Source organism: Pseudomonas sp. ANT_H12B, from assembly GCF_008369325.1.
Lineage (GTDB): Bacteria > Pseudomonadota > Gammaproteobacteria > Pseudomonadales > Pseudomonadaceae > Aquipseudomonas.
Genome location: NZ_VOBI01000007.1, coordinates 189,574 through 208,014 on the forward strand (window position 1 = coordinate 189,574; position 18,441 = coordinate 208,014).

Sequence of the window (18,441 nt, forward strand, 5' to 3'; positions counted from 1 at the left end):
AGCCCCTGCAGCGATGCGTGGTCGATGAAGGGACTGGCGTAGCCTGCAAACCTTTAGAACTTGTCGAGCGTGCGCAACTTCTGCGGCAGCCCCCACATCAGCAGCGCAACGGCGATCAGCGCGCAAACTCCGATGACGTACAGCGCCGGCGTGGTGCTGCCGGTCAAGTCCTTGATCCGTCCGACCATCACGGGGCTGACGATGCCACCGAACTGGCCAAGGGTGTTGATCACGGCGATCCCGCCTGCTGCCCCGGCACCGGCACCCGCCAGCAGTTTTGGCGGCAGGGTCCAGAAGCTCGGGATGGAGGCGATAATCCCGGCACCGAGCAAGCCGAGCGCGACAATCAGGAAGGTCGTGTGATTGGCGAAAATCCCCGCGCAGAAGAACCCCACCGCGCCCACCGCAACCAGGCCTGCAACAAACTTGCGTCGCTCACCGGTCGAGTCAGACAGCCGCCCGATCACCACCATGCTGATAGCACCGCAGATATAAGGGATCGCCGTCAGCAAACCGATCATCACCGGGCTCTCGGTACCCGCGCTGCGGATCAGTTGTGGGGCCCAGAAATTCAAGCCGTAGGACGCCACCTGAATCAGGAAGTAGATCAGGCCGAGGGTCAAGAAACCCGGGATCCGCAATGCGGCGAGCAACGAACCGCCACTCTTGTGCGGTTCATGGTGAGCGATACGGCTGGCCAGCAGCGTCTTCTCCGACGGCGTCAGCCAATGGGCGTCTTCGATACGGTCCTTGAGCAACGTCAGCACCAGCAAGCCGAGGCCGATGCAAGGCACGCCGCCGAGCAGGAACAGCCAATGCCAGCCGCGCATGTCCATAAAGCCGTCGAGGTGTTGCAGCACCAACCCGGAGAACGGTGCGCCGACCAGACCGGCAAACGCCGACGCCAGAAACAACATCGACGTGATGCGGCCGCGATAGTGCTGCGGGAACCACAGCGTCAGGTAATACAGCACACCCGGCGCAAACCCGGCCTCCATCGCGCCAATCACAAAGCGCAACGCGTAGAACTGCCATTCGCTATTGACGAAGACCATGGCCGCAGTAGCGAACCCCCAGGACATCATGATCCGGGCGATCCAGCGTCGTGCGCCGACCTTGTAGAGCATCATGTTGCTCGGCACTTCGAAGATCACGTAACCGACCACGAACAGCCCGGCGCCGAGGCCGTAAGCGGTGTCGCTCAGGCTCAGGTCGGTCTGCAGCTGGAACTTGGCGAAGCTGATGTTGATGCGGTCGAAAAAGGCGAACAGGTAGCAGACCATGATCAGCGGCATCAGGCGCCAGGCCACTTTGCTGACCAGGGCTTTTTCTTCGTCGTGGCTAACGGACGGGTTCGCACCCGCCTCCAGTACATTAAGGCTCATGATGGTTCTCCAGGCGGACTGCCCGTGGGTGTCCGATTGTTTTTGTTGTCTGGTTGAGAGGCTGGAAAAGCTTTTACTGTGGGAGCGAGCCTGCTCGCGAAGGCGGTGTGTCAGTCACCGACAATGCTGAATGCCAGACCGCTTTCGCGAGCAGGCTCGCTCCCACAGGGGTTTTTCGGTTTGGTTAGGAAGGGCTTGGATGCAGATCACAGTTGCGTCCCGCCTTGGCCAGCTGACCGGGCACTTCGTGGCCCAGCAGTGCGGGTAATCCTCGCGACAATTGCAGCAACAGCGGCAGGTCGATGCCGGTGTGAATGCCGATTTCATCGCACAGGTTGACCAGGTCTTCGGTGCAGATATTGCCCGAGGCGCCCGGCGCGAACGGGCAACCGCCGAGGCCGCCCAGCGCCGCGTCAAAGCGTCGGGCTCCGGCCTCATACGCGGCCAGTACGTTGCACAAACCGAGGCCGCGAGTGTTGTGGAAATGCAGGGTCAAATCAGCGGGTGAAACTCGCTGCAAGACTCGCCGCACCAGCCGATCAACCTGCCGCGGATTGGCCATGCCAGTGGTGTCGGCCAGGGTAATGCCCTGGATCCCGAGTTCCTGATAAGCCTCGACGATTTGCAGCACGCGATCCTCATCGATCTTGCCTTCGAACGGGCATCCGAAGGTGGTGGCGATACTGCCGTTGAGTCGCACCGGCGTGCCGCGAACGTATTGCACGATCTCGCCGAACGCGGTCAATGAGGCTTCGCAGCGCATGCGCATGTTGGCGAGGTTGTGGGTCTGACTGGCGGACATCACCAGATTCAGCTCGTCGGCATGGGTTGCCAACGCTCGCTGCGCGCCTTTCAGGTTGGGGATCAACGCGACGTAGATCACCCCCGGTTGCCGGGCGATGCCCTTGAACACCGACTCGCCATCGCGCAGCGCCGGAATGGCCTTGGGCGAAACAAACGAGCCGGCTTCGATGCGGCTGAAACCGGCCAGCGACAGCTGATCTATCACGGCAATCTTGTCGACGGTTTCGACCCAGGTCGGCTCGATCTGCAAACCGTCACGGGGGGAGACTTCCTGAACAATCAGGGTCTCGGAAAAATCAGTGATCATTGCACCACCCCTGCAGCTTTCAGCCGTTCGATGTCTGACCCCGTAAGGCCCAGTCCCGCGAGGATGCCGTCGGTGTGCTGACCCAACGTAGGTCCGGACCAGTTCACGCCACCGGGCGTCTCGGACATTTTCGGCACAATGCCGGGCATCTTCACCGTGGCACCGCCGGGCAGGTCGGCGTTGAGCAGCATGTCCCGCGCCTGATAGTGCGGATCAGCGACGATGTCGGCGACTGAATAGATGCGCCCGGCCGGGACTTCGGCAGCTTCCAGTGCCGACAGCACGTCGTCGATCGGCAGGCTGCTGGTCCAGTGAGTGATTGCCGCGTCGAGCACGTTGCTCTTGGCCGCGCGACCGTCGTTATGGGCGAACTCAGGCGCGTCGGCCAGATCGCGGCGACCGACGACTTCCATCAAGCGCTTGTAGATCGGGTCGCTGTTGCCGGCGATCACTACATAAGCACCATCAGCCGTCAGGTAAGTGTTGGACGGCGCGATACCTGGCAAGGCTCCGCCGCTGCGCTCACGCACATGGCCGAGCATGTCGTATTCCGGCACCAGGCTTTCCATGACGTTGAATACGCTTTCGGCCAGCGATACATCGACCACTTGCCCACCGCCCTGCCCGGTCTTGACCCGCAGCAGCGACATCAAGGCACCGATCACCGCGTGCAGCGAAGCCAGGGAATCACCGAGGCTGACACCGACCCGGGCCGGTGGCGAACCGGGGGTGCCGGTGGTGTAGCGAATCCCGCCCATGGCCTCGCCGATGGCGCCGAAACCCGGACGATCGCGGTACGGGCCGGTCTGGCCGTAACCGGAAATGCGCACCAGGGTCAGGTTGGGATTGAGCGCATGCAACACGTCCCAGCCCAGACCGAGTTTCTCCAGGGCACCAGGGCGCAGGTTTTCGATCAGCACATCGGCGCTGGTTGCCAGTTGCTTGACCAGTTCGATGCCTTCGGGGGATTTCAGATTGAGCGCCAGGGACTTCTTGTTTCGCGATTGCAGGTACCACCACAGCGACGTGCCTTCGTGCAGCTTGCGCCATTTGCGCAGCGGGTCGCCCTGACCCATGGCTTCGATCTTGATCACGTCGGCGCCGAACTCGGCGAGCATGCGCGCGGCGAACGGCGCGGCAATCAGCGTGCCGATCTCTATCACCTTGATTGCACTCAGGGGGGCAGTCATCGGGAGGTACCTCATGTTGTTCTTGGAATATGAGGCAAGGCTAGAGGACCGAGGGGCCAGGAATCCAACCTTCAGTTGGCAACGGACGTTCGCGAAACGCGAACGCCTTGAAAATTCACCTCGACCTTGAGTCCGCTTTCGCGAGCAGGCTCGCTCCCACAGGGGTTTTGTGTACGCCGCAGATCAACTGTGGGAGTGAGCCTGCTCGCGAAGAGGCCGGCCCTGCCAACACATCTCTCAGACCTGTCCACGCAACTGCTCAAACAATATCCGGCTCACCGGCGACAACGCCGTTTCATCGCGCACCACCAAAATGAGCGCCCGATCCGACCAGTCATCCGTCAAAGGCACCGCGTGCAAACCCAACGCCCGGCCAAACAGCTCATAGGCCTTTTGCGGCAGGATGCCGATGCCCATGTTGGCCTGGACCATCCGGCACATGGCATCAAAACCCGGCACATGAATCCGTAAGCGCAGCACCTTGCCCGCCTTGCGCGCCGCCGCGTGGGTGCGCATGTCGATCGAACTGGCGGAATGCAAACCGACGTAGTCGCTGCCCAGCGTATCGGCGAAGGCCACGCTGGATCGACTCGCCAACGGATGATCGGGCAGCATCAGCACCACCAGTTTGTCCTGACGGTAAAGCACGCTGTGCAGACCTTTGACGTCACTGTCACTGGAACAGATTCCCAGATCGGCCACGCCATCCAGCACGCCCTGGATCACCCCGCTGCTGGGACGTTCTTCGAGGTCGGTCTTGACCTGGGGATGACGCTCGGAAAAATCGCGCAGGTCCTCGGGCAGAAACTGAATGATCGCCGACAGGTTGGCGAGCATCCGCACATAGCCGCGAATACCGTGGCTGTGTTCGCCCAGTTCGAGACTCATTTTTTCGACATTGAACAGCATCTGCCGGGCGTGGTGCAGCAGGGTTTCGCCGGCCGGCGTCAGGGTCATGCCCTTGGCCTGACGCACGAACAGGCTGATGCCCAGCGCTTCCTCCAACTCCATCAGCCGTTTGCTGGCGGCCGACACCGCAATCGCCTCGCGGGCCGCGGCACGGGTCAGGGTGCCCTCTTCGTGGACAGCCACAAATAGCTGAAGGGTGATCAGGTCGAGGCGGCGAATCAGGCTTTTTTGCAGCATGGGAGGCTCTATGACTTCGGTTCGGCTGAGACGGCAGGATAGCCCGGTTTTCAAGCGACTCGGCAAACCGATTCGCCTACAACACCACAAGGCATCGCCCTACGCATTAATCTCTTGTAACACTCAACAGTCCCGGAAACAGCCGATTCAAAGCCCCCGCCACACTCTGTAAAGTCTGGAAACACACACGGGCTGCAACACACCAATGGATCGCTTCACTCAAGGAAAGTCCATCTTCACATGGACCAGACAACACTCGCGGCAAACACCTACACCAACTACCGCAAAGTCATCGCGTTGGCCGATCACGATTGGGAGACCGCTGAAGCCGGTAAAATCTCGGGGCTCAACGTTGAAATCAAAAGCGCCAACCGGATGCTCGATCAGCACGGGCGCGCGTTTCATCATTTCTGCACGACCTCTTATCTGGGCCTGGATCACCATCCCGACATTCTCGACGGCGCCATGACCACACTGTGGGAGGCCGGCACCCTTCGCGTCGCCAATTCAAAGAACCGCTGCAAACTGGCGATACTGGAGCAGTACGAAACCGAACTGTCCGAATTGTTCGGTGCCAGTTGCCTGAGCACCTTGTCATGCAGTGCGGCGAGTGCGGGCATTCTGCCGTTGCTGGCCGGCGGCGTGTTCACGGAAAACCGCCCTCCAGTGATGGTTTTCGACCGGTTGGCGCATTACTCGATGAGTCACCTCAAAGCCGCCTGCGCGGATGAAACGACGGTCGTGACCTGTCCGCATAACGACATGGATTTTCTCGAAAAGCAGTGTCAGCAACACACCACCGTTGCGTATGTTACCGATGGCGCTTACAGCATGGGTGGAATCGCGGACATGGACAGCCTTTTGTATCTGAAGGACCGTTATGGGTTGTTTCTCTATCTGGACGACTCCCACGCGCTTTCCACCGTAGGAACATTCGGCGCCGGCCTCGTGCGTCCCGGGTTGCATGCCCTGGAGGATGATTGCCTGATCGTCGCCTCACTGGCCAAGTCGTTTGGCGCCAGCGGCGGTCTGGTGATGCTGGGCAATGAACGGCAGAAGAAGCTCATCCAGCGTTACGGCGGCCCCAGCAATTGGTCGCAAAGCCTGAACAGTGCGGCCATTGGTGCGGGAAGAGCGTCCATCCAGCTTCATCGAACTCCGGAATTCGCCGCGTTGCAGGAAAAACTTCAGGCCAATATCCAGCTCTTTGACGGCCTCATACGAACCGATCAACACAAAAGCAACATCCCGATTCGATTGGTCCGCTGCGGCGAAGCAGCACTGGCGAACAGCATCGCCATGGAACTTGCCAATCACGGTTTCTTCACCTCGGCAGTCTTTTTCCCGGTGGTCGCACAAGGCAAGGCTGCCATCAGAATTACCCTGCGCGCCGACATGGAGCCGACGCTGATCCGACACTTTTGTGAACTCATCACCGAGCTTTTACGCACTCACGGCCGGGACGTCGCCTGCTGAAACCGAGGAGACACAATGAAGAGCAGCACCACCTTCCTCGTCACTTGCAGCACGGTTTTTCTCGCCCAATTGGGCATGAGCATTTATCTGCCGGCGTTACCGGATATTGCCCGGGACCTGTCCGCCGATGCCTCGCAGGTTTCCTGGGGGCTGGCGGTGTATCTGGTCGGCATGGCGCTGCCGATGTTGTTCTGGGGCAGCCTGGGACAGCGTATCGGTCGTAAACCGGTGCTGCTCGCCGCACTCGGCATTTACGGGGTGGGCAACCTTGCTCTGCCCCACGGCCAGACGCTTGAGTGGTTCGTGTTTTTTCGCCTGCTTCAGGGCATTGGCGCCAGCGGGATTTCAGTGATGGCCCGGGTGCTGATCCGCGACAGTTTGCGCGGTGACCTGCTGGCCAAAGCGCTGTCCTGGATATCGATTTCTTTTGTGGTGGCATTGGGCATCGGCCAGTACCTGGGGTCGATCATCCAGGTGACGCTGGGCTGGCCGGCGATCTTTTATCTGTTGGGGGGAGTGAGTCTGATGATGGGGCTGGTCGTGGCACGGGTTACGTTCCCGATACTGACCGAGGAGAAGGCTCATTCATCCGCCTGGCCGAGCTACTGGCGCATTTTGCGTCATCGTGACTTTGTGTTGCCGGCCCTCACCGGCGGCCTCGGGTATGGGGTCATTGTCGCGTTCAACACCGCAGCGCCGCTGATTCTGCAAGGACCGTTCAACTGGTCGGCCGTGGAATACGGATTGTTGGGCTGGCCGATCAGTGCGGCGTATTTTCTGGGGGCTTTGGCGGTCAATGGCTGGGTGATTCGCACCGGTCAGCGCTGGCTGATGACGATGGGTGTTGGGTTGGTGCTGGCCGGCAGCGCCGTGATGTTGCTGGGGAGTATTTCGGGCACTTCAGTGGCGCTGCTGTTCTGGTTGCCCTATTGCTTTGCGGTATTCGGCCAGTCGTTGAACTACCCCGTCAGCCTGTCCCTGGCCAACGACGGTTCACCGGTCGGCGGTGCTTATGCGATGGCGTTGAGCGGTTTCATTCATCAACTGATGGCCGCGGCCATCGGTGGTGTGGCCAGCCTGATAGCAAGTGAGCAGGCCTGGCCCTTGTCCCTTTTATGCACCTTGTTGGCCTTGGGCGCGATGCTTTGCGTGATGCTCGCGCCGGGCGGTAAAAATGACTAGAACGCGCTGCGGAAAATCTCCTCGATCTGGCGTTGATCCGCCACTCGGGGATTGGTCAGGCCGCAGGCATCTTTCAACGCATTCGCAGCGAGAACCGGAATGTCGTTGAGTTTGGCGCCGAGCGCTCGCAAACCGGCTGGAATATCGACATCCTGTGACAGAGAGCGGATCGCCACAATCGCCGCCCGGGCACCTTCTTCCGGGCTGAGCCCGCGAACATCAGCACCCATTGCACGCGCCACATCGGTCAGGCGATCGGCACAGACCAGCGCGTTGAAACTTTGCACGTGAGGCAGTAGTACGGCATTGCACACACCGTGGGGCAGGTCGTAGAAACCACCCAATTGATGCGCCATAGCGTGGACGAAACCGAGCGACGCATTGTTGAACGCCATCCCGGCGAGGAACTGCGCGTAGGCCATGTTTTCCCGGGCAGCCATGTCGCTGCCATCGCGTACGGCCAGGCGCAGGTTGTTGCTGATCAACGTGATGGCCTTCAGTGCACAGGCATCGGTGATCGGGTTGGCGGCGGTGGAGACGTAGGCTTCGATGGCGTGGGTCAACGCATCCATGCCGGTGGCTGCGGTCAGGCTTTTGGGCATGGCGACCATCAGCGCCGGGTCATTGACCGACAGCAACGGAGTGACGTTGCGGTCGACGATGGCCATTTTCACGTGACGCGATTCGTCGGAGATGATGCAGAAACGGGTCATCTCGCTGGCCGTGCCCGCAGTGGTGTTAATGGCGATCAGCGGCAATTGCGGCTTGGCGGATTGATCGACGCCTTCATAGTCGCGAATCTGCCCGCCGTTGGTGGCGCACAAGGCGATGCCCTTGGCGCAGTCGTGGGGAGAACCGCCGCCCAGGGACACCACGAAATCACAGCGGGTTTCCTTGAGCAGGCCCAGACCGCTCTCGACGTTGGCCATGCTCGGGTTCGGTTTTACGCCGTCGAAGATCACCGAGTCGATGTCCTTCGTCGCCAGTTTTTCGGCGATCATCTTCGCCACGCCGGCCTTGGCCAGCCCGGCGTCAGTGACGATCAACGCTTTGCGAAAACCATACTTGCCGATGGCGTCCATGGCTTCGTCGAGACAACCGATGCCCATGATGTTCACGGCGGGGATGAAAAACGTACTGCTCATGAGCGAGTCTCCTGGCTTAGACCGAATCGGCAGCGCCGATCCAGCGGGTACCCACAGGATCGACCTATCGCTCACGCAGTAACTTGATCTGGCTCAAGTCCTGGTCGTGATAAAGTCGCCGCCCATCAGACCTTTTGCTTCGAGACTTTGATCGCAATGACCGATTTCCAGGATGTTGATGCCCAGCTTGAAGACTGGAACGTCTTGCGCACCACCGCTTCGTTCGGCGGCCTGCTGGTGGGCAATGGCGCCAGTCGCGCGGTATGGGATGATTTCGGCTACGACTCGCTGTTCGAAAACGCCCGTACCGTAGAAGAAAAACCCCTGGGCCAGTCCGAACTGAGCGTGTTCGAGGCGATGCAGACACGCAGTTTCGAACAGGTACTCAGTGCGCTGAAAACCACCAGCCGGGTCAACAAGGCCCTGGCCGTCAGCTCTGCCGCGCCGCGCAATCGCTACTACGCGATCAAGGAAGCGCTGATCAACACCGTGCACGCGGTGCACATCCCGTGGCGGCTGGTGGTGCCTTCGACGCTGGCGAAGATCAGTCAGGAGCTGGGCACCTATCGGACGGTATTTACCACCAACTACGACTTGCTCAACTATTGGGCGATCCAGCATCAGCCGGACGCGATCACCGACCTGTTCCAGGGTGCCGAGCCGGGTTTTGATCTGAGCGCCAAGTCGACCGATAAAACTTGCTTGCTGTACCTGCACGGTGGCTTGCATCTGGTGCGCAATCAGGACGGCACGGCGCGCAAACTGATGTCGACCGAGGGCACGTTGCTCGGCAGTTTCGCGATCAACAATACGATCAAGACCCTCGACGACGTGCCGCTGTTCGTCAACGAAGGCCCGGCTCAAGACAAGCTCAAGACCATTCGAAGCTCGGATTATCTGTCGTTCTGCTACGACCAGTTACTGGGCCATGGCGGCGGGTTGTGCCTCTTCGGTCATGCCCTGGGTGAGCAGGACAGCCACATCATTCATGCGTTGCGCCAGGCAAAACCCACGGTGGTGGCGATCTCGATTTATCCGCGCAGCAAGGCGTTCATCCAGCATCAGAAGCGCCATTACGCGAAGGTGTTTGAGGGAACCGGGAGTGAGTTGCGATTTTTTGATTCGAAGACGCATGCGTTGGGCAGCCCGAAGCTTACGGTTCCTGTCGAGGTCTGAAGACTGTAAAGATCGTTCCCACGCTGAGCGTGGGAACGATCACAGTTGAAGTCATTCTTCGGCGCTATGCACCACCACCAGCAACTGCGCCTGAACCTCTCCCACTGACCGTATCCGGTGCGGTTTCTGCGCGTTGAAATGCAGCGCGTCCCCACGATTGAGCAGCACCCGCTCGTTCATGAAGTCCACTTCCACCTGTCCCTCATGCACGAACAGAAACTCCTCGCCCAAATGCTCCTTGAAAGTCTTGTCGGCAAACTCGGTCGGCGGGTAAATCATGAACGGCAGCAGGCCGCGTTCACTGACCTGATGGGCCAGCACCGCGTAACCCGGGCTTTCATCGTTGGCCCCCAGAGACTGACGCTCATCGCTGCGCACCAGGCTGTAGCTGTCGAGGCTGACGTTGTCTTCAGAGAACAACTCCTCGACCTTCACGTTCAGCGCCTTGGCCAGTTTCAGGGCGGCGGCGATCGACGGCGTGTTCAGCCCGCGTTCGATTTTCGACAGATAACTCTTGGTCATACCGGATTTTTCGGCCAAGGCCTCCAGTGTCACGCCGAGTTTTTTTCTCAGTAATTTCAAACGGATAGACATGTAGAGCGATTAATCCATCAAGGAGACGATGATAGGGCCCTTGCAAATGACACTTTGTGTCATATAGCATCTTTTGTGTCATTTGCATTCACCCATGACCTTGCGAGCAACGAGTGAAAGGCAAACCCGACGTCCATTGAACAACCAAAGGACACCGATATGGCCAAGACCTTAGCACTACCCAAAGAGCAACTGGTCAAGCAAGCGCTGACCCAGATGCAAAATACCCTGGCGGATAATACGTGGACCGACCGGCAAAAGCTGGCCCTGACCTGCCGGATTCTGTTCGAAAACGGCCACGACTCCGGCCTGGCCGGGCAGATTACCGCCCGCGGCCCGCAACCGGGCACCTACTACACTCAACGACTGGGCCTGGGTTTCGACGAGATCACCGCGGGCAATCTGCTGTTGGTCAACGAAGACCTGGACGTGCTTGAAGGCCACGGCATGCCCAACCCGGCCAACCGTTTCCACAGCTGGGTGTACCGCGCGCGGCCCGACGTGAACTGCATCATTCACACGCATCCGACCCACATCGCAGCCTTGTCGATGCTCGAAGTGCCTCTGCAGATTTCCCACATGGACCTCTGCCCGCTCTACGACGACTGCGCGTTTCTCGAAGGCTGGCCGGGCGTGCCGGTCGGCAACGAAGAAGGCGAGCTGATTGCCGGTGCCTTGGGCGACAAACGAGCGATTCTGCTTTCGCACCACGGCCAATTGTCCACAGGCGCGACCATCGAAGAAGCCTGTGTCATTGCGCAATTGATTGAACGCGCGGCCAAGTTGCAGTTGTTGGCCATGGCGGCGGGAACGATCAAACCGATCCTGCCGGAGTTGGGTCGTGAAGCCCATGACTGGATTTGCAAGCCTAAACGCCACGCCGCCGCGTTCAACTATTACGCTCGGCAGAACCTGCGCCAACACGCTGATTGCCTGAACTGAACCCACTCAATTTCAAGAGGAGAGTCGCCATGTCGACCCCAACCATTCACGGCATCATCGGTTACACCATCACCCCTTTCACCGCCAATGGCGAAGGCGTCGATCTCGAAGCGCTCGGGCGCTCCATCGATCGCCTGATCGACAGCGGCGTCCACTCCATCGCCCCGCTGGGCAGCACCGGCGAAGGTGCTTACCTGAGCGACGCGGAGTGGGATCAGGTCAGCGAATTCAGCATCAAACACGTGGCCAAGCGTGTGCCGACCATCGTCAGCGTGTCTGACCTGACCACCGCCAAAGCAGTGCGCCGGGCACGTTTCGCCGAAGCTCATGGCGCCGACGTGGTGATGGTGTTGCCGACGTCCTACTGGAAACTCAGCGAAGCAGAAATCCTCGCCCACTACCGCGCCATCGGTGAGAGCATCGGCGTGCCGATCATGCTCTACAACAACCCGGCCACCAGCGGCACCGACATGTCGGTGGAGTTGATCCTGCGGATTTTCAATGCCGTGGACAACGTGACGATGGTCAAGGAAAGCACCGGCGACATCCAGCGCATGCACCAGCTGCAACGGTTGGGCGAAGGTCAGGTGCCGTTCTACAACGGCTGCAATCCGCTGGCGCTGGAGGCGTTTGCGGCTGGCGCGAAAGGCTGGTGCACGGCGGCGCCGAACTTGATTCCGCAGCTCAATCTTGATTTGTATGAAGCCGTATTGGCCAACGATCTGGGCAAGGCCCGTGAACTGTTCTATCGCCAGTTGCCGCTGCTGGACTTCATCCTCAAGGGTGGCTTGCCGGCGACGATCAAGGCCGGTTTGCGTGCCACCGGACTGGAAGTGGGCGATCCGCGGTTGCCGGTATTTCCACTCGGCGAGGCTGGCCTCGATCAATTACAAACCTTGCTAAAAGCATTGCGCTGATCTCAAGCCACATACAAAACCAATGTGGGAGCGAGCCTGCTCGCGATGGCGGCCTGACATTCAACATCTTCGTCGAATGTTAAGCAGCTATCGCGAGCAGGCTCGCTCCCACAGGAGATTTGTATCGGGGCTCAAAGCACCGGCAGGGTCTTGTCCTTGATCACCGTGGTTGGTCCGTTGGCCTTTACGCTGGCGATGCCTTTATCCATTGCGGCAGCCGAGGCGTAAGCCTCGCTGCTACCGATGATCTCGTGGTTACCGGCCTTGAGGTTGAAGTAAGGATGGCCATCCTTGGTGGTTTTCTTCTCGTAGCGGTCATCCTTCGGGCTGTTGCTCTGAACCGACGCGATGCCTTTGTCAGCGGCAGCGCGGGTGGTGTACAGCTCGCTGGTCAGAATGGTTTCCGCGTTGGCGGCCTTCAGTACAAATTTGAACTGACCATTGCTGCTTTTGCTCACTTCATACCATCCAGACATGCTGTTTCTCCTTGGCAATTGAGAGGTTTCGCGCTTCAGAGTAAAGACCAACCTGCCCTACTTCACCACCGCGCGCACCACCGATAACTCCGGTGCCTGCACGCGTCGCTGGCTCAGGTATCGCATACAGCTGACCCGCAAAAACGAGGCGAAATTCACCACCTCGCCGCGGTAATCCATCACCTCTTCATACAGCTTGGCGATCAATTGGTTGGTGGTCATGCCGTCGACCTCGGCGATTTCGCTGAGGATGTCCCAGAACTGATTCTCCAGCCGCAGGGTGGTGACCACCCCGCAGATGCGCAGCGAGCGGGAGCGCGATTCGTAGAGAATCGGATCGGCTTTGACGTAGAGCTCGCACATGAAAACGTCCCTCGTTACAGCGTGATTTTGGTGCCCAGCAACCCGAGGAAACCGGCCAGCCAGCTCGGGTGTGCAGGCCAGGCCGGCGCAGTGGCCAGATTGCCTTGTACGTGACCTTCCGTCACCGGGATATCGATGAACGTACCGCCCGCCAGGCGCACTTCCGGGGCACAGGCCGGGTAAGCGCTGCACTCACGACCTTCGAGAATCCCCGCCGCCGCCAGCAATTGCGCGCCGTGACACACGGCGGCGATCGGTTTGCCGGCCTTGTCGAACGCTCGCACCAGATCCAGGACTTTTTCGTTCAGGCGCAGGTATTCCGGCGCACGACCGCCCGGGATCAACAGGGCGTCGTAGTCGGCTTCAGCGACCTTGGCGAAATCGAAGTTCAGGGCAAACAGGTGGCCGGGTTTTTCACTGTAGGTCTGGTCGCCTTCGAAATCATGGATTGCCGTGCGCACGGTCTGGCCGGCGGTTTTGTCCGGGCAAACGGCGTGCACCGTGTGGCCGACCATCAGCAATGCCTGGAAAGGCACCATCACTTCGTAGTCTTCGACGTAATCGCCGACCAGCATCAGAATTTTTTTAGCCGCCATGGGGAGGACTCCTCTGGGAAATACATGGGCATGTAGGAGTATTCAAGGTAGTCCTTATCCGCAGGGGCGGGTAATAACCAGTTACTACCTGAAGGACCGCGATGGCGTCCTCAAACTGTACGGATAACTCTGTGCCTAGCTGTAACAGAGCAGCCTGCACAGTTTATGGCTAGATGAAGGTCTTCCTGCCACCCTCGATTCTGGTTGCCATCATGTCCTCGCGCGAAAACACCGGCATGGCCCTGGGCCTGCTCGGCGTTGTGATCTTCAGCCTCACCCTGCCCTTCACACGGATCGTCGTGCAAGAACTCCATCCGCTGCTCAACGGCCTGGGCCGTGCGCTGTTCGCGGCAGTTCCGGCAGCGTTGCTGTTGCTGTGGCGCCGTGAAAAATGGCCAACCTGGAAACAGGTCAAAGGCCTGACCCTGGTGATTGCCGGGGTGATCCTCGGCTTCCCGGTCTTGTCAGCCTGGGCCATGCAAACCTTGCCGGCGTCTCACGGTGCGCTGGTCAACGGCTTACAGCCGTTGTGCGTCGCGCTGTACGCCGCGTGGTTGTCCCATGAACGGCCGTCGAAAGCCTTCTGGGCCTGCGCCGCGCTGGGCAGTGCGCTGGTGCTCGGTTACGCGCTGATCAGCGGTGCCGGCAGCATTCAGGCCGGTGATTTGCTGATGCTCGGCGCAATTGCCGCGGGCGGCCTGGGTTATGCCGAAGGTGGCCGGTTGGCCAAAGAGATGGGTGGCTGGCAGGTAATCTGCTGGGCACTGGTCCTGTCGACACCGTTGCTGATCGGGCCGGTGGTGTACCTGGCGCTGCAACATCAGGGCGAGATTTCGGCCAAGACCTGGTGGGCCTTCGGTTACGTCTCGCTGTTTTCGCAGTTCATCGGGTTCTTCGCCTGGTACGCCGGGCTGGCCATGGGGGGGATTGCCCGGGTCAGTCAGATCCAGTTGCTGCAGATCTTCTTCACCATCGCGTTTTCGGCGCTGTTCTTCGGTGAACACATCGAGCCGATCACCTGGCTGTTTGCCGCCGGGGTGATCGTGACGGTGATGTTGGGACGCAAGACCAGCGTGCGCCCGGCGCAACCGGGCACGTTACCACCGGGAATTCAGGCTAAATAACCGTCTGACCGCAGCAGGGTTTCCAGGCAATGTTCGCTGATGTGATAGAAATCCTTCAGCGCCTGGATCTTCACCAACAGCTGAGACGGGTCAACCGGCTCGGCGCGTTTGACCGCCAGGATCATCTTGTTCTTGTTGGTGTGGTCCAGCGAAATGAACTCAAAGACCTTGGTCTCATAACCGCAGGCTTCCAGGAACAACGCACGCAAACTGTCGGTGACCATTTCCGCCTGTTGGCCCAAGTGCAAACCGTATTGCAGCATCGGCTTGAGCAGTGCCGGGCTCTGGATTTGCAGGCGGATCTGCTTGTGGCAGCACGGCGAGCACATGATGATCGAAGCGCCGGAACGAATGCCGGTGTGAATCGCATAATCGGTGGCGATGTCGCAGGCATGCAGCGCGATCATCACGTCCAGCTCACTCGGCGCCACGCTGCGTACGTCACCGCATTTGAACACCAACCCCGGATGCTCCAGTTTTTCAGCCGCGGCGTTGCACAGATTGACCATTTCTTCGCGCAACTCGACGCCTGTCACGACACCTTCGGCTTTCAAAGTATTGCGCAAGTAGTCGTGGATCGCGAACGTCAGGTAACCCTTGCCCGAACCGAAGTCCGCCACCTGCACCGGTTTGTCCAGCGCCAGCGGCGAGGTGGTCAACGCGTGGCTGAAGACTTCGATGAATTTGTTGATCTGCTTCCACTTGCGCGACATCGCCGGGATCAGCTCGTGCTTGCTGTTCGTCACACCAAGGTCGGCCAGGAACGACCGGCTCAGGTCGAGAAAGCGGTTCTTCTCGCGGTTATGCTCAGCGGACGGCACCTCACGCAATTGCTGAGGTTTGCTCTTGAACAGCGAAGATTTGCCCTTTTTGCTGTATTCGAGCTGGGCTTCGTCAGTGAGCGACAGTAAATGCGCATTCTTGAACGATGCCGGCAGCAGCGCAGCGATGGTCGCCACGCCTTCGGCAATCGGCAGGTTCTTGGTGATGTCGCGGGTCTTGTAGCGGTAGACGAAGGACAGGCAGGGCTGATCCTTGACTGTCAGCTGCTTGATGATCAGCCGCTGCAAGTCCGCTTCAGTGCCGACGTACTTGGCCAGCACCAATTTGATGAACGCATTCTGGTCAAGGCTGGTTTGCAGCAGGTCAATGAACTGGGCGTGATGATCCGGCGCGAGGCTGGCGGGAGTGGCGGTGACAGACATGGGAAAAACGGCCTCGGGCGGTGCGGATCGGGGAATGGCGGGTATTTTAGGGGGGATGGGGATTGAGGGCACGGGTAATTTCCCGAACGGTGCGATCTGTAGCAGCTGACGAAGCCTGCGTCCGGCTGCTACAGGGGATGCTTCGCTGCTGAGATCAGCCCAACACCACCAACCGATTCGGCAACTCATTGCGCACGTGCGTCACCGGCACATGCACCTTGAGCAACTCACCGCATGCCTCTACGCAGGACACAAACCCCTGCAACGTCTGCCCCTGTTTCACCTGTTGCGTAAACGCGGCGACGATCGCGTCCCAGTTCTTGTTATCCAGGCGCGTTGAGATCCCTTCATCCACCAGAATCTCCACATAACGCTCAGCCTCGGAGACGAAAATCAGCATGCCGGTGCTGCCCACCGTGTGGTGCAGGTTTTGCTCCAGAAACTGTCGGCGCGCCAGGTTGGACGCGCGCCAGTGGCGGACCGATCGCGGAATCAGATGCGTGGTGACTTTCGGAATCCGGAACAACAGGCACAGCACGATGAACGTGATCCATTGCGCCAGCAGCAGGCTGTGCATGGTCAGCCAGCCCGTCAGGTAATGCACGACACCCGGCACCACCAGCGCCAGCAGGCTGGCCCAGAGCAGCGGAATGTACACATAGTCGTCGGCGCGGGCTGCGAGCACGGTCACCAGTTCGGCGTCCGTATCGCGTTCGACCCGGGCAATCGCCTCGGCAACTTTGCGTTGTTCATGTTCAGTCAGTAATGCCATGTTTATGAATGCCTGCTCGCTATTGTTATTACCCGCAGAGTGATCACCAGCCGCCCGACGAACCGCCGCCGCCGAAACTGCCCCCGCCGCCGCTGAAGCCCCCGCCTCCACCGCCGCCGCCAAAACCTCCACCACCGAAGCCGCCGCTCGAACCGCCACGACCGCTACCGCCGCCGCTGGGCAAGATCCCGAGCATCTGGCAGACGAAAATCGTCAGGATGAACAGCATCACCATAAACACCAATACACCAGGATGACGCGAAAGGAAGTCACTGTCCTGATCGCCACGCGATTCATACGCAGTGGAAGGTTCATCCAACGGGTTGCCGCCCAACACCACCAGCATCGCCGCGACCCCGTCGCTGATGCCCTTGCTGAAGTTGCCGCTCTTGAATGCCGGGGTGATCACCTGATTGATGATCACCGAACTCTGCGCATCGGTCAGGCGATCCTCCAGACCATAACCGACCTCGATCCGCAGCTTGCGCTCGTCACGCGCGACGATCAGCAATGCACCGGTGTTTTTATCCTTCTGACCGATGCCCCAGTAGCGCCCCAGTTGGTAACCGAAGTCTGCAATGTCGGCACCCTGCAAGCCCGGCAACGTCACCACAACCAGTTGCTCACCGGTGGCTTTTTCATGGGCCTGGAGCTGTTGCGTCAGCTGCTCGCGCACCGACGGCTCGATCATCTGGGCGTTATCGACCACCCGTCCGGTCAGTTCCGGAAACTTCAACTCAGCCTGGGCCGTCAGGGCAAACACCCACAACAACAGCACCAGACCAACTTTCAACACGCGCATTGGCAACCTCATCCGTGGTGACGCTTCAAACCCATCCCGGTACTTACTTGAATTTCACTTCTGGCGCTTTTTGCGCATCGGGGCTGGTGGCCTCGAAGGTTTCGCGGATCGGCAGATCGCTGTACATCACGGTATGCCACAGGCGCCCCGGGAAGGTGCGCAGTTCTGTGTTGTATTTCTGCACCGCGAGAATGAAGTCACGACGCGCCACGGCGATGCGGTTCTCGGTGCCTTCAAGTTGCGATTGCAACGCGAGGAAATTCTGATTGGCCTTGAGGTCCGGGTAACGCTCGGACACCACCATCAAACGGCTCAAGGCACCGGTCAACTGATCCTGGGCCTGCTGGAACTGCTTGAGCTTTTCTGGATTGTCCAGCGTGCTGGCATCCACCTGAATGGACGTGGCCTTGGCCCGGGCTTCGATCACCGCAGTCAGGGTTTCTTGCTCATGCTGGGCGTAGCCCTTGACGGTTTCCACCAGGTTGGGAATCAGGTCGGCGCGGCGCTGGTACTGGTTCTGCACCTGGCCCCAGGCGGCCTTGGCCTGTTCGTCGAGGGTCGGGATGGTGTTGATGCCGCAGCCGGCCAGCAGTGTGGTCAGCAACATCAAGGCTGCAACCTGCAGGCTCGACCGATAGTGGTGTCGTACATTCATCTGGTTGATGCTCCCTTGCACATTCCGTTGAAAAACAACCTTCGAACTTTGAACCCGGCTCTTCGGGCATAATCTGCCGCCGCCACTGGATTGCATCGCGCCAATGGGCTAAAAGATGCCCCTGCGCTAACACACTGCGCAAGTGTGCATGCATTTACCTGAACAACAATAGTCGCTCCCTAAA

General features: G+C 59.6%; 19 protein-coding genes. 6 read left to right on the top strand and 13 right to left on the bottom strand.

Annotation, left to right across the window (positions count from 1 at the left end; all coding sequences use genetic code 11):
* Window positions 1-53 precede the first annotated feature (53 nt).
* The 4 genes from FQ185_RS13460 to FQ185_RS13475 all read right to left on the bottom strand — a co-directional run bounded on the left by FQ185_RS13460 (window position 54) and on the right by FQ185_RS13475 (window position 4,832).
* Window positions 54-1,385, bottom strand: coding sequence for an MFS transporter (locus tag FQ185_RS13460; RefSeq protein WP_149417820.1), 1,332 nt, complete (start codon window positions 1,383-1,385; stop codon window positions 54-56).
* A 184-nt stretch (window positions 1,386-1,569) separates the two neighbouring features.
* Window positions 1,570-2,496 (bottom strand): hydroxymethylglutaryl-CoA lyase, encoded by a 927-nt coding sequence (locus FQ185_RS13465; protein ID WP_149417821.1) that lies wholly within the window; start codon window positions 2,494-2,496, stop codon window positions 1,570-1,572.
* Complete coding sequence (locus FQ185_RS13470) at window positions 2,493-3,686, bottom strand: CaiB/BaiF CoA-transferase family protein (protein ID WP_149417822.1); 1,194 nt, start codon at window positions 3,684-3,686, stop codon at window positions 2,493-2,495. The genes FQ185_RS13465 and FQ185_RS13470 overlap by 4 nt, the downstream gene beginning before the upstream one ends.
* A gap of 237 nt (window positions 3,687-3,923) precedes the next feature.
* Window positions 3,924-4,832, bottom strand: a complete 909-nt coding sequence (locus tag FQ185_RS13475) for a LysR family transcriptional regulator (protein ID WP_149417823.1) — start codon at window positions 4,830-4,832, stop codon at window positions 3,924-3,926.
* Between the two features lie 240 nt (window positions 4,833-5,072).
* Here FQ185_RS13475 and FQ185_RS13480 point away from each other — a divergent pair, with 240 nt between their 5' ends.
* Together FQ185_RS13480 and FQ185_RS13485 are read left to right on the top strand one after the other, a co-directional pair.
* Window positions 5,073-6,308, top strand: coding sequence for an aminotransferase class I/II-fold pyridoxal phosphate-dependent enzyme (locus tag FQ185_RS13480; protein ID WP_149417824.1), 1,236 nt, complete (start codon window positions 5,073-5,075; stop codon window positions 6,306-6,308).
* 15 nt (window positions 6,309-6,323) lie between these two features.
* Window positions 6,324-7,490 carry a multidrug effflux MFS transporter gene (locus tag FQ185_RS13485; RefSeq protein WP_149417825.1) on the top strand — a complete coding sequence of 389 codons (1,167 nt, stop codon included), beginning with the start codon at window positions 6,324-6,326 and terminating at the stop codon, window positions 7,488-7,490.
* Here the strand turns inward: FQ185_RS13485 and yiaY are convergent.
* Window positions 7,487-8,635, bottom strand: coding sequence for an L-threonine dehydrogenase (gene yiaY, locus FQ185_RS13490; protein ID WP_149417826.1), 1,149 nt, complete (start codon window positions 8,633-8,635; stop codon window positions 7,487-7,489). The genes FQ185_RS13485 and yiaY overlap by 4 nt on opposite strands.
* A 156-nt stretch (window positions 8,636-8,791) precedes the next feature.
* On the opposite strand from yiaY, the gene FQ185_RS13495 reads away from it, so the two are divergent.
* Window positions 8,792-9,811: a DUF4917 family protein gene (locus tag FQ185_RS13495; RefSeq protein WP_149417827.1), complete on the top strand. Its 1,020-nt coding sequence runs from the start codon at window positions 8,792-8,794 to the stop codon at window positions 9,809-9,811.
* A gap of 51 nt (window positions 9,812-9,862) precedes the next feature.
* Here FQ185_RS13495 and FQ185_RS13500 read toward each other — a convergent pair whose 3' ends face one another.
* Window positions 9,863-10,405 carry a helix-turn-helix domain-containing protein gene (locus FQ185_RS13500; protein WP_149417828.1) on the bottom strand — a complete coding sequence of 181 codons (543 nt, stop codon included), beginning with the start codon at window positions 10,403-10,405 and terminating at the stop codon, window positions 9,863-9,865.
* A gap of 159 nt (window positions 10,406-10,564) precedes the next feature.
* On the opposite strand from FQ185_RS13500, the gene FQ185_RS13505 reads away from it, so the two are divergent.
* Window positions 10,565-11,347, top strand: a complete 783-nt coding sequence (locus FQ185_RS13505; protein ID WP_149417829.1) for an aldolase — start codon at window positions 10,565-10,567, stop codon at window positions 11,345-11,347.
* Window positions 11,348-11,376: 29 nt separating this feature from the next.
* Window positions 11,377-12,264 (top strand): dihydrodipicolinate synthase family protein, encoded by an 888-nt coding sequence (locus FQ185_RS13510; protein ID WP_149417830.1) that lies wholly within the window; start codon window positions 11,377-11,379, stop codon window positions 12,262-12,264.
* A gap of 131 nt (window positions 12,265-12,395) precedes the next feature.
* On the opposite strand, the gene FQ185_RS13515 is transcribed toward FQ185_RS13510, so the two are convergent.
* Genes FQ185_RS13515 through FQ185_RS13525 form a run of 3 tightly spaced genes read right to left on the bottom strand, consistent with a single transcriptional unit; the run spans window position 12,396 to window position 13,699 of the window.
* Window positions 12,396-12,740 (bottom strand): YegP family protein, encoded by a 345-nt coding sequence (locus tag FQ185_RS13515; protein WP_149417831.1) that lies wholly within the window; start codon window positions 12,738-12,740, stop codon window positions 12,396-12,398.
* Window positions 12,741-12,797: 57 nt separating this feature from the next.
* Window positions 12,798-13,103 (bottom strand): ribbon-helix-helix domain-containing protein, encoded by a 306-nt coding sequence (locus FQ185_RS13520; RefSeq protein WP_007935755.1) that lies wholly within the window; start codon window positions 13,101-13,103, stop codon window positions 12,798-12,800.
* A gap of 14 nt (window positions 13,104-13,117) precedes the next feature.
* Complete coding sequence (locus tag FQ185_RS13525; RefSeq protein WP_149417832.1) at window positions 13,118-13,699, bottom strand: DJ-1/PfpI family protein; 582 nt, start codon at window positions 13,697-13,699, stop codon at window positions 13,118-13,120.
* Between the two features lie 212 nt (window positions 13,700-13,911).
* On the opposite strand from FQ185_RS13525, the gene FQ185_RS13530 reads away from it, so the two are divergent.
* Window positions 13,912-14,823 carry a DMT family transporter gene (locus FQ185_RS13530; protein ID WP_149417833.1) on the top strand — a complete coding sequence of 304 codons (912 nt, stop codon included), beginning with the start codon at window positions 13,912-13,914 and terminating at the stop codon, window positions 14,821-14,823.
* Here the strand turns inward: FQ185_RS13530 and FQ185_RS13535 are convergent.
* The 4 genes from FQ185_RS13535 to FQ185_RS13550 all read right to left on the bottom strand — a co-directional run bounded on the left by FQ185_RS13535 (window position 14,811) and on the right by FQ185_RS13550 (window position 18,257).
* On the bottom strand, window positions 14,811-16,028 hold the full coding sequence (locus tag FQ185_RS13535; protein WP_149417834.1) for an SAM-dependent methyltransferase: 1,218 nt from the start codon (window positions 16,026-16,028) through the stop codon (window positions 14,811-14,813). The genes FQ185_RS13530 and FQ185_RS13535 overlap by 13 nt on opposite strands.
* A gap of 154 nt (window positions 16,029-16,182) precedes the next feature.
* On the bottom strand, window positions 16,183-16,800 hold the full coding sequence (locus FQ185_RS13540; protein ID WP_149417835.1) for a TPM domain-containing protein: 618 nt from the start codon (window positions 16,798-16,800) through the stop codon (window positions 16,183-16,185).
* A 43-nt stretch (window positions 16,801-16,843) separates the two neighbouring features.
* The gene (locus FQ185_RS13545; protein WP_149417836.1) at window positions 16,844-17,602 is read right to left on the bottom strand and encodes a YgcG family protein; all 759 of its coding nucleotides are present in this window, start codon (window positions 17,600-17,602) and stop codon (window positions 16,844-16,846) included.
* Between the two features lie 43 nt (window positions 17,603-17,645).
* On the bottom strand, window positions 17,646-18,257 hold the full coding sequence (locus FQ185_RS13550) for a LemA family protein (RefSeq protein WP_149417837.1): 612 nt from the start codon (window positions 18,255-18,257) through the stop codon (window positions 17,646-17,648).
* Between the last annotated feature and the right edge of the window lie 184 nt (window positions 18,258-18,441).